8 protein-coding genes are annotated in these 13,655 nt (G+C 65.3%); 3 read left to right on the top strand and 5 right to left on the bottom strand.

Going from position 1 to position 13,655, the window contains the following annotated elements; translation table 11 throughout:
- Window position 1 precedes the first annotated feature (1 nt).
- Complete coding sequence (locus ON00_RS13190; RefSeq protein WP_010406467.1) at window positions 2-649, bottom strand: hypothetical protein; 648 nt, start codon at window positions 647-649, stop codon at window positions 2-4.
- A gap of 118 nt (window positions 650-767) precedes the next feature.
- Here ON00_RS13190 and purE point away from each other — a divergent pair, with 118 nt between their 5' ends.
- Window positions 768-1,271 (top strand): 5-(carboxyamino)imidazole ribonucleotide mutase, encoded by a 504-nt coding sequence (purE, locus tag ON00_RS13185; RefSeq protein WP_010406466.1) that lies wholly within the window; start codon window positions 768-770, stop codon window positions 1,269-1,271.
- A 172-nt stretch (window positions 1,272-1,443) separates the two neighbouring features.
- Window positions 1,444-2,511, top strand: coding sequence for a 5-(carboxyamino)imidazole ribonucleotide synthase (locus tag ON00_RS13180; protein ID WP_010406464.1), 1,068 nt, complete (start codon window positions 1,444-1,446; stop codon window positions 2,509-2,511).
- A 317-nt stretch (window positions 2,512-2,828) separates the two neighbouring features.
- Here ON00_RS13180 and ON00_RS13175 read toward each other — a convergent pair whose 3' ends face one another.
- From ON00_RS13175 to ON00_RS13160, 4 genes are all read right to left on the bottom strand, one after another.
- The gene (locus ON00_RS13175; RefSeq protein ID WP_010406463.1) at window positions 2,829-3,131 is read right to left on the bottom strand and encodes a hypothetical protein; all 303 of its coding nucleotides are present in this window, start codon (window positions 3,129-3,131) and stop codon (window positions 2,829-2,831) included.
- Window positions 3,132-3,155: 24 nt separating this feature from the next.
- The gene (locus ON00_RS13170) at window positions 3,156-5,966 is read right to left on the bottom strand and encodes a M16 family metallopeptidase (RefSeq protein ID WP_010406462.1); all 2,811 of its coding nucleotides are present in this window, start codon (window positions 5,964-5,966) and stop codon (window positions 3,156-3,158) included.
- 298 nt (window positions 5,967-6,264) lie between these two features.
- Window positions 6,265-8,406: a penicillin acylase family protein gene (locus ON00_RS13165; protein ID WP_010406461.1), complete on the bottom strand. Its 2,142-nt coding sequence runs from the start codon at window positions 8,404-8,406 to the stop codon at window positions 6,265-6,267.
- A gap of 87 nt (window positions 8,407-8,493) precedes the next feature.
- Window positions 8,494-10,803 (bottom strand): TonB-dependent receptor, encoded by a 2,310-nt coding sequence (locus tag ON00_RS13160; protein WP_010406460.1) that lies wholly within the window; start codon window positions 10,801-10,803, stop codon window positions 8,494-8,496.
- A 215-nt stretch (window positions 10,804-11,018) separates the two neighbouring features.
- Here ON00_RS13160 and clpB point away from each other — a divergent pair, with 215 nt between their 5' ends.
- The gene (gene clpB / locus ON00_RS13155) at window positions 11,019-13,598 is read left to right on the top strand and encodes an ATP-dependent chaperone ClpB (RefSeq protein ID WP_010406459.1); all 2,580 of its coding nucleotides are present in this window, start codon (window positions 11,019-11,021) and stop codon (window positions 13,596-13,598) included.
- Window positions 13,599-13,655 lie beyond the last annotated feature (57 nt).

Below are 13,655 nucleotides of genomic sequence, written 5' to 3'. Positions count from 1 at the left end.
CTTACTGCCCGGTGGTGACGGTGGTGGTGGTCTTCTCGGTCGCGCGCGGCGCCGGGCGTTTGGCGGTGTGGCGCACGGTCTTGCGCACCACCTTGTGCGTCACGGGCGCAGCCGGTGCGGGGGTTGCCGTCTTGGTGGTTTCGGTGGTGACCGTCATGGTTGGCGCAGGCGCTGCCGGGGCGGCGATGATCACCGGCGTGGCGCGCGCGGCGGCGGCATCGGCCGATGCCGAGGCGGCGGCCTGTTCGGCGGCGTTGGCGCGGGCATTGGCGGCAGCGGCCTGCGCCTGCGCATCGGCGGCGGCATCGCGCGCAGTTTCGGTCACGGCGCGGGCATTCTGGGTGCGGGCGCGCTGCGCTTCACCAAGCGCTGTGTCGGCGAGCTGGCTGGCGTGGTGCGCGGCGGCGATCGCCTCTTCCTTGTGGCCGCTGGCGAGATCTTCCTGCGCGGTGCGCAAGGCGGCCTGCGCCTCGGCCTGGAGGCGCGGGGTCTCGGCAGTGGCACCGACCTTGGCCGAGGCGTCGATCTTCGCGCGGGCTTCGGCGATCGCGGCTTCGGCGCGCTCGTGCTTGCCTTCGGCGAAAGCGGGGGTGGCGAAGGCGAGCATGGCGGCGAGGGCGGCGATCGACGCTTGGGTCTTGCGGTGCATGGGGGTTCTCCTTGGGATCTGTTCTAGTGGCCCCCCAACCCCCGCCGAGACGCACAAGTTCCACGACGAACCGTTTGCGAGAGTTGCCCTGCCCAGCGCAGGCCGCTAGTCGAACGGCATGGCCACGCCCGAAACCTCCGCCGCGCGCCCTGTCGTCGGCATCATCATGGGAAGCACCTCCGATTGGGAGACGATGCACCATGCCGCCGAACTGCTCGCCGAGCTGGGGGTGGCGCATGAAAGCAAGGTGGTGTCGGCGCATCGCACGCCGCAGCGCCTGTATGACTATGCCGGGGGTGCGGCGGAACGCGGCATCCAGGTGATCATCGCAGGGGCCGGTGGCGCGGCGCATCTGCCGGGCATGGCGGCGGCGCTGACGCATCTGCCGGTGCTGGGCGTGCCGGTGGAAAGCAAGACGCTGAAGGGCGTCGACAGCCTTTATTCGATCGTCCAGATGCCGGCCGGGATTCCGGTGGGGACGCTCGCAATCGGCAAGGCGGGTGCCAAGAATGCGGCGCTGCTGGCGGCGGCGATCCTGGCGCTGTCGGATGCGGGCTTAAGCGAGCGCTTGCAGGCGTGGCGCGCGCGGCAGACCGAAAGCGTGGCGACTGACCCGGCGTGAGGGTGGGGCGGGCGGTTCTTCCTCCCCTCCCCGAAAGGGAGGGGTCGGGGGTGGGTCGGCTGATGGCGAACGTTACGCCCGACTACGGGCCAACCCACCCCCAGCCCCTCCCTTCCAGGGAGGGGAGGATAAAGACCGAGCGATTTTCTCTTCACCAAGCGGACGGACCAGCATGACTCCCCTTCCCCCCGGCTCGACCATCGGCATTCTGGGCGGCGGCCAGCTTGGGCGGATGCTCGCGGTGGCGGCGGCGCAGCTCGGCTACAACACGCGCATTCTCGCGCCCGATGAGGAAGCCGTCGCCGCGCAGACCGCATCGAGCTTCACCCGCGCCGATTATCACAGCCGCATCGTGCTCGACGAATTCGCCGCCGCCGCCGATGTCATCACTTACGAGTTCGAGAATATCGCGCTCGAGCCCGTCACCTATCTGGCGGGCAAGGTGCCGGTCCACCCCGCCCCCGCCGCGCTGGGCGTGGCGCAGGACCGCGCGACCGAAAAGGCGTTCGTGCGCGATCTGGGCGGACGCACCGCGCCCTGGGCCAAGGTCGAGACGCTGGCCGAACTGGAGGCGGCGGTGGCCGAAATCGGCACGCCTGCAATCCTGAAGACGCTGCGCATGGGCTATGACGGCAAGGGCCAGGTGCGCCTGACCGCGCCCGGCGATGTGGCGGCGGCGTGGGAGGCGATCGGGCGGCGGCCGGCGATCCTGGAAGGGTTCGTCACCTTCAGCCATGAATTCTCGATCATCCTGGCGCGGCGCGGCGATGGGCAGATGGTGAGCTATCCGCCGCCGTGGAACGAACATAAGGACGGCGTACTGGCGCGATCGACCTTGCCTGCACCTGCCGAAGTCGCGGCCAGCTGGGGCGAGGCGGCGGCGCTGGCCGGGCGAATCGCCGACCAGCTCGAGTATGTCGGCGTGCTGGCGTGCGAATTCTTTGCGGGCGCCGACGGGCCGGTGTTCAACGAAATGGCGCCGCGCGTGCACAATTCGGGGCATTGGACGATCGAGGGCGCGGTGTGCTCGCAATTCGAGAACCATATCCGCGCGATTTGCGGGCTGCCGCTGGGCGACACCGGCCTGACCGCGCCCACGGTAGCGATGGAAAATCTGATCGGCCATGACGCCGACCGCTGGGCCGAGATTCTGGCCGAGCCGGGCGCACATCTGCACCTGTACGGCAAGGAGACGCGGCCGGGGCGCAAGATGGGGCATGTGACGCGGCTGGGGCGGTGAGATAGCCCTTTCCCCTCCCCGTTCGTTTCGAGCGAAGTCGAGAAACCTGCGCCCGGTGTGACGGGTTTCTCGACTTCGCTCGAAACGAACGGGAGAGTGGTGGGGCCGGGCGGCTACCGCGGCCGAGGCTGCGCTTGGGGCGAGCCCCCTCCACCATGCGCTTTGCGCATGGTCCCCAGTTTTGGGTTGACCATGCCCCGCATGGTCAAGGATCGTCCGGGGGACGATCCGACCCAAAACTCCGTTCCGGGGAGGATCAAAAAAGGCCCGCGGTCCTTGCGGAACGCGAGCCTTTTCGTGTCGGTTGAGCGAACGGCTTAGGCCGCGCGGGTGCCCGTCATCGGGAAGCTGCCGAACGCGCCGGCGCCGACCGAACCGGTGAGCGTGTCGCCATCGGCGGTCGCTTCGCAGGTCAGCGTCATCGGCATCGGCACGACGATCGACATCGTCCACTTGATCGTCTCGCCCTCGACGATGCCGTCGGTGATTTCGGCGCTGCCCTGCGCGCCGACTTGGCTTCCGGTCCAGCTAGCGCCGTCGGTCTTGACCGTCAGCACGGCCTTCTGGTCGCCCAGCGGCGACTTGACGATGGTATCCCAGGTTCCGTCGATTGCAGCCATGATCTCTCTCCTGACAAAGAATCTTCAGCGCGCATCCGCGACGGATGCGGCGGGCACCACCTCAACCGGCAACCCGATGCTGTCAAGCTGGCCACGGACCTTCGCCGCGTCGCCGACGACGATCCAGACGGTCTTGGCCGGGTCGATTGCCGTGCGTGCCGCAGCGTCAAGCTCGGCTGCCGTCATCGCGCGATATTTTTGCGGGAGCGTCGCATAATAATCGTCGGGACGCTTGTAGAGGTCATTTTGCTGCAAAGCCCCAAGCACTGCGCCCGACGTTTCGAAATTGCCTGGCAGCGAGCTGATCGCATCGGTGATGGTGCGATCAAACTCTTCCTGGGTAATGCCCTTGGTGGTCAGGAACTCGGCAAAATCGGTCCGCAGCGATTTGATCGATTCGCCGGTCTTGTTGGCCTGCACCCCGGTGCCGAGCAGATAGGGCGTGTCGTGCTGGGCACGGCGGAACGACCCGTTGACGCCGTATGACCAATGCCGCGCCTCGCGCAGGTCCATGTTGACGCGCGACAGGAAATCGCCGCCGAGCGTGTCGTTGGCGGTGATCACCGGCAGCAGATCGTCGGTGCCGACCAGGCGCGTGGGAATCCCGGCGATGAGGAACGACTGCGGCGAATCGGGCCGGTCGATCAGCACGATCTTGGGCGCAGACGGTGCGGCCTTGACGCTGAAATCCTTGACGCCCGCCGGGCCGGTCGGCGTCCAGTCGCCAAAGCGCGCGTCGAACGCCGCCTTTACTTCGGCCAGCGGACGATCGCTGACGACGAAGATCTTGGCCTTGTCGGGCCGGATCCAGGCTTGCTGGAAGGCAATCAGATCGTCGCGCGTCAGCGCGGCCACCGCCTTGGCATCGCCGCTGCCAAACGACTTCGCGTAGGGATAGGCCGCGCCGTAGATCAGCTTGGGATAGACGCGCGTTGCCAGGCCCTGCGGGCTGGTCAGCTCGGCCGAGATTCGCGAAAGCTGCTGGTTCTTGACGCGGGCGACTTCCGCCGGGTCAAATTTCGGATGCCGCACGATATCGGCGAGCAATTCGGTCGAAGCGGCGAGGTTGGCGCTCGGTGTGAACAGGCCGACAACGGTGCGATCGGGCCCCGATCCGCTGGTGATGTTCGCGCCCAGCCGCTCCTTGGCTTCGGCGATCGCGATCGAATCGCGCGTGAGCGTGCCTTCGTCGAGCATGTCGAGCGTCAACGCCTGCGTGCCGAGCTTGCCCGGCACATCGGCGGCGACCCCCGCATCGAAGCTGATCGACGCCTGGGTGATCGGCACGGCGTTGCGATAGGCATAGACCAGTTCGATGCCGTTCTTGAGCTTGGCGTGCTCGACCTTGGGGAAGACCAGGCTCGACAAGGTGCCGACCGCGGGGAGGGCACCGCGCGTGCCCTTGACTTCAGGCTCGGGCGCAGCGGCGACCTTGGCCGGCGGTGTCGCCTCGACATAAGCATCGCGCGCGCCGGGCACGACGGTCAGCGCATAGACCGGACGCGTCAGCCATTTCGCGCTGGCCGCCTTGACTTGCGCGGGCGTCTGCGCGGCGAGTTCGGCCAGTTGCTTCTTGTAGAAGCCGGGATCGTTTTCATACAGCGCGCCTTCGGCGAGCGCGACCGCCTTGCCGCCGAAACCACCGGTCGATTCAAGCCCGGCAATGCGTGCCGCAGCATCGCGCGTCGCAACGCGCTGCACTTCATCCGCAGTCGGACCGTTGGCGATGACATCGGCAATGATCTCGTCGAGCCGCTTGGCGACCAGCGCCGGATCGACGCCCGGGCGCACATCGGCGCTGACCACGAACATGCCGACCTGCGCGAAGCTCTCATTGTTGGCCGACACGCGCACCGCGAGCTTTTCCTTGCGCACCAGCGCATTGTCGAGACGGCTGCTGGCGAGGCCGCCCAGCACCCCGGCGGTCACGTCCAGCGACACTGCTTCGGGGTTGTTGAGGCCCGGCACCGCCCACATGCGGTAGATGCGCGTGGTGGCAACGCGGTCCTTGATCGTTTCCACCTTGGGCGCGGCCAAAGTCGGCACGTCGGCGGCGGGCACGACGCTTTCCGGCCCCTTGGGGATCGCACCGAAATATTTCTCGACCAGCAGCTTGGCCTTGGCGGCATCGATATCGCCCGACAGCACCAGCACCGCATTGTTGGGGGCGTAATGGCTGCGGAACCAGGCCTTCACATCCTCGACGCTGGCCGAATCGAGATCGGCCATCGATCCGATCGTAGTGTGGCCATAAGGGTGCGTCGCGGGGAACAGCGTCTCGACCTGCTTATATTCGATCAGACCGAACGGCTGGTTGTCGCCTTGCCGCTTTTCATTCTGCACGACGCCGCGCTGCTCATCGACCACGCCGGGCGTGATCGCCCCGAGCAGATAGCCCATGCGGTCGCTTTCCAGGAACAGCGCGCGGTCTAGTGCTGCGACCGGCACCGTCTCGAAATAATTGGTGCGATCGAAATAGGTCGTGCCGTTGAGATCGGTCGCGCCGATCGCCTTGGTATAGGTGAAATAGTCCTTCGGCGCATTCTCGGAGCCGTTGAACATCAGATGCTCGAACAGATGCGCAAAGCCGGTCTTGCCCTTGGGCTCAAACTTCGAGCCGACATTGTACCACACGCTGATCGCGACGACCGGGGCCTTGCGATCGGTATTGACGATGACGCGCAGGCCATTGGCGAGGCGGAATTCGCTATAGGGAATATCGACTTGCTTGACCAATTCCGCGACCGGCACGGGCTTGGGCGCGGTCTGCGCAAAGGTCGGCACGGCGAGCGTGGCGAGCGCCACGCCGGAGAGCGCGAACAGCTTGACGGTCATCGATGGATCCCCTGGGAAATGGTGTGTGAATATAGGACTGTGTCAGCAGGCTATCGCACTGTTCTGGCCGTAGCAATCGCTGCGTTGAGGGGGTGGCGGTGGGGCGTGCTTGCTGGCGCGCGTTGAGGCGCTTCTTCCTCCCCTCCCTGCAAGGGAGGGGTCGGGGGTGGGTCGGCCAATGGCGGAGGTCACGTTCGACCACGGGCCGACCCACCCCTCAGTCCCCTCCCTTTCAGGGAGGGGAGGGGCGTGGGGCTGGCAGCACTCTCTCCTGTCGACCTGGGGAGCGAGGCAGCGATCACGGGCGATAGACGCGCTCGATCTTCTTGCGGAGGTCCTCGCGCCAGAACAATACCGGCTTGGTCTTGTGCGCGACGAACAGCAGGGCCTGGTCGGCATAATGCGGTGATTGCGGCCGAGTCGTCGCCGCACCATAAGGCTGCACCGAGTCCGAGCTGACGCGCCCCGCTTTGTCCCAGGTCATGAACATGATGAAGCTGTCGCCATGCTTCACCACCAGTCGCCCGTCATCGGCTTCATCCCAGGTCGAGGCGGCGCGCAGCACGTCGGGGCCACCGTCGAGCGGCAAGTCCACCGCGCCATGCCGCAAGCGCAACACGGTGCCGAGCGGCGGATCGAGCGTGCCGAAATGCCGTTGCAGATACCCCGCCGCCTTGGCCAGCGCATCGCGCGGGTCGAGCTCGGGGCGACGCGGATAATGCCATTTCTGCCCGGTGCGCAGCAGGATCGCGGCGAGCGCCTGCCCGCTATGATGGCCATCGAAATCCCAGTTCCACCGCTGGAGCAGCGCTTGTGCCTGCACCAGTTGCGCATCGCCGTGCGGATCGACGCGGGCGATGTCGCCATACCAGCGCGCCGCCCAGCTCAAGCGGCTGATGCCGGTATCATATTTGATGCGCCGCAGATCCTCCGCGCTGATCGAGGGGTGCGCGCCCATCAGTTCCACCGCGCGGGTGCCGCGATTGGTGGTGTCGGTCTCGATGCCGAGCAGCGGTGAATAGGCGGCGGGATTGAGCTCGGACCCCGCCCCCGCCGCCTGGAACGGGGTGTTGTTGGCGTTGACGAGAAAGCCCGAGGCGGGGTTCACGTTGCGCGGCACTTGCGCGAACGGCACCGTACCGGGGGCGAAATCGCGCGAGGTGTCGCCGGGCAGAACGTGACGGTAATCGAACCCCGGTTTGCGGTTGGGGAAGCTGGCATTGTAGAAATAAGCGATGTTGCCGTGCGCGTCGCCATAGAGGAAATTGGTCGCGGGCACGCCCTGGATCGCCAGCGCCTTCTGCCATTCGGCAAAGTCACGCGCGCGGGTGAGGCGGTAATATTCCTCGATCATGCGGAGCTGGTCGGCCCCGGCATAACGGATCGCATAGGCGCCGCTTTTGTTGACGATCACCGGCCCCTGCACCGCGCGATACGCCATTTTGGGGATCGGCAGCACGAACGGGCCGAAGCGCACCTTCAGCCACACGCGCTGCGCCTGCAGCGGACGCCACGCACCATCGAAGCGATAGTGGGTGCGATCGGCATCGAGCGTCAATTTATAGACGTCGGTCAGATCGGGGCGGTTGACGGTGTTGGTCCAGCCGAGATGTTCGTTATGGCCGAGCACCGGGAAGGGCACGCCGGGAAAGGTCGCGCCGGAAAAATGCCAGCCGCTGCCCGATTGCACGCTCAGTTCATACCAGGCGACCGGGCCGCTCCACGGCTGATGCGAATTGGCGATGACGCGGGTGAAGCCATCGGCCGAACGCTTCGGGCCGACAACAAAGGCGTTCGAGCCGTTGGGCATGGCTTCACCCGTCGCCGGTAACGCCGCCGGATCGGGGCTGTCGGGCACGGACCCGGCGCTTTCCCGCGGCAAGGCGGTGTCGCCCGACAATGCGCCGAGCGTCTGGTCGAGCCCGAAGAAGAACGGGGTGCGCAGCACGAAGCCGGTCGCAATGTCCTCGCCATTGGCCGGGAACAGCCGCGCGAGGCGGATCTCGCCCGGATGCCGCCGCGCATAAGCGTTGAGCCCGCTGGCATAGGCATCGAGCAAGGCGCGTACATCGGCCGGCTGCTTCGCATAATCGCGCTGTGCGGTCTCGCGCGCGCCGAGCAGGCGCAAGGTGTAATCGACCTTGGCCCCGTCCGCGCCCTGCAGCGCACCGAGCCGCCCGCGCGCCATCGCCACCGCTTCCTGCAGCGTCGCGAAATCATCTTCGGCATGGGCATAGGCCACGCCGTACGCGACATCGGGATCGGTCTTGCCGAAGATATGCGGCACGCCGAAGCGATCGCGGGCGATGACGCTATCGTAATGATGGGCGGGCGGTGGCGTTACACGGATCGCGACCAGCGGCTCCCACACCGCAAGAGCGAGGCCGAGCCCCAATAGCAACACGCCCAAGCCGACCGCCGCCCGCCGCAATCCCCGCATCCACCCTGACCTTTTATCGTTTGCGTCAGGGTGTAGCGGGGCGGCGGCGGTACGACGAGGGGATAATCACACCCCGGCGGGCTTGGCTTAGAACCCCGCCTTGATCGTCACGAAATACTGGGCGGGCGCGCCCGCCAGCAGCGTCTGGTTGTCGCCCGAATAGCCAAAACCGTTCGATCCGATCGTCGAGATATATTTCTTGTCGAACAGATTGGTCGCGTTGCCCTGGATTTCGAACTTGCGGTCGCCGATCGTGACGCGGGCACCGATCGTTGCGTCGACCAGGACACGGTCGGGCACCGACTGGTCGTTGGTATAGGTGAAGTAACGTCGGCTCATATAATCCGCGCCGACGCGACCGAAGAACATGCCCTTGTCATAGGTCAGCTCGGCCTTGGCAAGATGCTTGGGCGTGTCGACGGTTTGCTTGCCCCGGATGTTCTGCACCACGCCGCCGACCGTTACGTTGTCGCGATAGGTCGAGTCGTTGTAGCTGTACGAAGCGTAGACGCCGAAGCCGTAGCCGATCTTGGCTTCCAGCGCGGTCTCGATGCCGTAGGCGCGCACCGAACCGACGTTGGACAGGATCGGCGGGTTGCCGACGATCCCGGCACCGACCGTCTGCGCCAGCGTGCGGTTCTGGAAATCGATATAATAGCCAGCGACCGAGGCGTTTATGCCGCTATGATGATAGCGCGCGCCGACTTCATAGGTGTCAGATGTTTCAGGCTTCAGCTTGTTGGTCGTCAGCAGCGCATTAAACCCGGCCTGCGTGGTAGCGAACGGTCCGCTCGTTGCCGCTGCGACGAACGCGCGCGTCACTTCGGTGAAATCGCCGAACAATTCGACCTGATTGCCCAGCTTGTAGTTGAGCCCTGCGTGCGGCTGGAAGAAATCCTTCACCTGGATCCGGCCCGAGGCAAGGCCGCCCGACACGATCGGCGTGGCCTTGTTGGTGACCGAAAAGCCCTTCCAGCCAAGATCGACCGTCAGATCGCCGAGCGCGATCTTGTCCTGCACATAATATTGCACGGTGTCGGTCTGATAGGTGTTGTACCACTGAGTCGCGAACGGAAGATACTGGAAGTGCAGGGCATCGCGTGTCGGCGTGGTGCGACTGTCGAGCCCGTAATAGCGCCGGGCTTGGCGGAAATCGTTGACTTCATACCAGCCGCCGACGGTGAAATCGTTAAAGGCGAGCTTGGTGCCCAGCGAGCCGAACACACCCTTGCGGTGAATGTCATATTCGGTGGTCCGCACCGAAATCGGCACGCCCGACGGCGAGGGGACATACGGCGTGAACCAGATGCCCTGGCCGTGGTTCGCATGGTAATAGGCCTTCAATTCGCCGTGGACGGTCGCGCCCTTGGCGGTCTCGACGCCAAGCGAGGCGAGATAATCCTGTCGCAGGCCCGCAGCGTCATAATAGACATCGTCGGCATTGGCATAAGGGGCGGGTGTAACCGTGCCCGCCGCCGGATTGAGTTTGGGGGCACCGGTGTAGCCGCTGTTCGCGCCGGTATCCGCGATCAGCACCGCCAGCGGGAAGTTGTTGGAGATATTGTCGTTGCGCAGGCCGAGGCGCTTGATCATGTCGAGCGACAGATCCTGAAAATCATTCTCGCGGCGATCGGAGAAATCGAAGGTGCCGACCAAGCGCACCGGGCCGACGGGGGCGATGAACTTGGCGTTGACCTGGTTCTGGCGCTGGACGCCATAGCCCTTCCATTTGTCGGTATCGAGGAAGCCGTAGGAGACATACGCGCTCGGCCCGTTCTCGCCGAGCACGCCGGTGTCGAGGCGACCGAAGGCGCGCACCGTGTTGGCGCTGCCATAAGTGCCGTTGAGCGTCAGCCCGAAGGTCGGCTTGGGGTCGCTCGAGAAAAATTCGACAGTGCCGCCGAGATTGTTGGTGGCTTGGGTGCCGATCGAGCCCGACCCCTGCGACACTTCGGTACGGCCAACGTTTTCGGGCGAAATCGCGCGGCTGATGTGCAGGCCGTTGGTATTGCCATACGACCCGTCGCCGAGCGGAATGCCGTCGAGTGTGAAGCCGATCTGGTTCTGGTTGAAGCTGCGGATCGAAACACGCTCGGACCATTCATAGGCACCGAAGGCATCGGCCGACTGGAAGTTGACGTTGGGGAGCTTGGCGATTGCTTTCAGCGGGCTGGTGCCGGCGGCGAGGATCGCAATGTCGGCCTGGTTGAGCTGCTGCACCTGGCGCGTCTGGCCCTTGCCGACGATGATGATGTCGCCGCCCGCGTCATCGGTGACGGGAGGTGCCTCCGGGACCGGGGCATCGGGTGTCGGAACGGCAGACGTGTCTCGGGCGGAGGCAGCGAGCGGCCACGCCAGGGCGGCACCCGCGAGGAGGCAAAGCGTAAAACGACGCATGGTCGATCCCCTGAAAAGTGTTTTTTTTGCAGGCACTACTCCCCGCGCCCAGTGCCGGACCTAGCCATGCTGCGTTGCGGAAATACGTAAATCCCGCGTCAAGCGGATGACGATTTCTGCTGGTAGATCGTCCCATAGAGAATCCTGCGCGAGTCGCTCTTGTGTTGCATAAGTGCAACACTACATCGGGCCGGAAGAAGGAGGGACACTTCCCAATGAACATCGAAAAATTCACCGACCGCGCGAAAGGCTTTCTGCAATCCGCGCAAACCGTCGCGATCCGGATGAGCCATCAACGCATCGCGCCCGAACATATTCTGAAGGCGCTGCTCGAGGATGAGCAAGGCATGGCTTCGGGCCTGATTTTGGCAGCCGGTGGTGACGCCAGGCGCGCAATGACCGAGACCGACCTCGCGCTCTCCAAAATCCCTGCCGTGTCGGGCAGCGACGCACAAGCGACCCCGGGGCTCGACAATGATGCGGTGCGCGTGCTCGACCAGGCCGAGCAGATCGCGACCAAATCGGGCGACAGCTTCGTCACGGTCGAGCGGCTGCTGGTCGCGCTGGCGCTGTCGCTCAACACCGTGGCGGGCAAGGCGCTGAAGACCGCGGGCGTGACGCCCGAGGCGCTGAACGCTGCGATCGAAAAGGTGCGCAACGGCCGTGTCGCCGATAGCGCGGGGGCCGAGGACAAGTTCGATGCGCTCAAGAAATTCGCGCGCGACCTGACCCAGGCGGCGCGCGACGGCAAGCTCGACCCCGTGATCGGCCGCGACGAGGAAATCCGCCGCACGATCCAGATTCTGGCGCGCCGCACCAAAAACAACCCCGTGCTGATCGGCGAACCCGGCGTGGGCAAGACCGCGATCGCCGAGGGCCTTGCCCTGCGCATCGCCAATGGCGACGTGCCCGACACGCTGAAGGACCGTCGCCTGATGTCGCTCGACATGGGGTCGCTGATCGCCGGCGCCAAATATCGCGGCGAGTTTGAGGAACGCCTCAAGGGCGTGCTCGACGAAGTGAAAGCCGCCGAGGGCGACATCGTTTTGTTCATCGACGAGATGCATCAATTGATCGGCGCGGGCAAATCCGAAGGCGCGATGGATGCGGGCAATTTGCTGAAACCCGCGCTCGCGCGCGGCGAGTTGCACTGCGTCGGTGCGACCACGCTCGATGAATATCGCAAATATGTCGAGAAGGATGCAGCACTCCAGCGCCGTTTCCAGCCGGTGTTCGTCGGCGAGCCGACCGTGCCCGACACGATCTCGATCCTGCGCGGCCTCAAGGAAAAATACGAGCTGCACCACGGCGTGCGCATCACCGATGCTGCGATCGTGGCAGCAGCGACGCTCTCCAACCGCTACATCACCGATCGGTTTTTGCCCGACAAGGCGATCGATTTGATGGACGAGGCCGCCAGCCGCATCCGCATGGAGGTGGAGAGCAAGCCCGAGGAGATCGAAATCCTCGACCGGCGGATCATCCAATTGAAGATCGAGCGCGAAGCGTTGAAGCGCGAGAGCGACGAAGCCTCGCGCGACCGGCTGGTGAAGCTCGACGGCGAGTTGGCCAATCTCGAACAGCAATCCTCCGAGCTGACCACGCGCTGGCAGGGTGAGAAGGACAAGATCTCGGCCGAGGCCAAGCTGAAGGAACAGATCGACGCCGCGCGGCTCGAACTGGAACAGGCGCAGCGTGCGGGCGACCTTGCCAAGGCGGGCGAGCTGTCCTACGGGCGCATCCCCGAATTGCAGCGGCAATTGGATGCGGCGGCGGGCGCGACCAAGGGCGCAATGCTGCGCGAGGAAGTGACCGGCGAGGACATTGCCGGGGTGGTCGCACGCTGGACCGGGATTCCGGTCGAGCGGATGCTGGAAGGCGAGCGCGACAAATTGCTGCAGATGGAAGCGACGATCGGCAAGCGCGTGATCGGCCAGCAAAATGCGATCCGTGCGGTGTCGACCGCGGTGCGCCGCGCGCGTGCGGGGTTGCAGGACCCGAACCGGCCGCTGGGTTCGTTCCTGTTCCTCGGGCCGACGGGCGTCGGCAAGACCGAGCTGACCAAGGCGCTCGCCGAATTCCTGTTCGATGATCCCACCGCAATGGTGCGCATCGACATGAGCGAGTTCATGGAAAAGCACGCGGTCGCGCGGCTGATCGGCGCGCCTCCCGGCTATGTCGGCTATGAGGAAGGCGGCGTGCTGACCGAGGCGGTGCGGCGGCGGCCCTATCAGGTGGTGTTGTTCGACGAGGTCGAGAAGGCGCATGGCGATGTGTTCAACATCCTGTTGCAAGTGCTCGACGATGGGCGGCTGACCGACGGCCAGGGCCGCACGGTCGACTTCACCAACACGATCATCGTGCTGACCTCCAACCTCGGCAGCCAGGTGCTGACGACGCTCGGCGAAGGCGAGGATGTCGCGAGCGTCGAGCCGCAAGTGATGGAAATCGTGCGCGGGCATTTCCGCCCCGAATTCCTCAACCGCTTGGACGAGATCGTGCTGTTCCACCGGCTGGGCCAGGCGGAGATGGCGCCGATCGTCGATATCCAGGTGCAACGCATCGCGACGCTGCTCGGCGAACGCAAGGTGACGCTGGAGCTGACCGATGCCGCGCGGGCGTGGTTGGGCCGCGTTGGCTATGATCCGGTGTACGGCGCGCGCCCCCTGAAGCGCGCGGTGCAGCGCTATTTGCAGGACCCGCTCGCCGACCTGATCCTGCGCGGCAGCGTGAAGGATGGCGCAACGGTGCGGGTCGACGAAGGCGACGGGAAACTGGAGCTGACCGTCGACTGATACGAAAAGGGGCGGTTCCCTTGCAGGAACCGCCCCTTCGCGTTGCTATGATGCGGT

Source organism: Sphingomonas echinoides ATCC 14820 (assembly GCF_000241465.1).
Lineage (GTDB): Bacteria > Pseudomonadota > Alphaproteobacteria > Sphingomonadales > Sphingomonadaceae > Sphingomonas > Sphingomonas echinoides.
The sequence above is the reverse complement of the archived record's forward strand: the minus strand, read 5'-3'. Positions and strand labels throughout refer to the sequence as shown.

Excerpts from the sequence above, each read along its gene's own strand:
- clpB (WP_010406459.1), top strand. The coding sequence starts at position 11,019 with ATGAACATCGAAAAATTCACCGACCGCGCGAAAGGCTTTCTGCAATCC.
- ON00_RS13165 (WP_010406461.1), bottom strand. The coding sequence starts at position 8,406 with ATGCGGGGATTGCGGCGGGCGGCGGTCGGCTTGGGCGTGTTGCTATTG.
- ON00_RS13180 (WP_010406464.1), top strand. The coding sequence starts at position 1,444 with ATGACTCCCCTTCCCCCCGGCTCGACCATCGGCATTCTGGGCGGCGGC.
- ON00_RS13175 (WP_010406463.1), bottom strand. The coding sequence starts at position 3,131 with ATGGCTGCAATCGACGGAACCTGGGATACCATCGTCAAGTCGCCGCTG.
- ON00_RS13190 (WP_010406467.1), bottom strand. The coding sequence starts at position 649 with ATGCACCGCAAGACCCAAGCGTCGATCGCCGCCCTCGCCGCCATGCTC.
- ON00_RS13170 (WP_010406462.1), bottom strand. The coding sequence starts at position 5,966 with ATGACCGTCAAGCTGTTCGCGCTCTCCGGCGTGGCGCTCGCCACGCTC.
- ON00_RS13160 (WP_010406460.1), bottom strand. The coding sequence starts at position 10,803 with ATGCGTCGTTTTACGCTTTGCCTCCTCGCGGGTGCCGCCCTGGCGTGG.
- purE (WP_010406466.1), top strand. The coding sequence starts at position 768 with ATGGCCACGCCCGAAACCTCCGCCGCGCGCCCTGTCGTCGGCATCATC.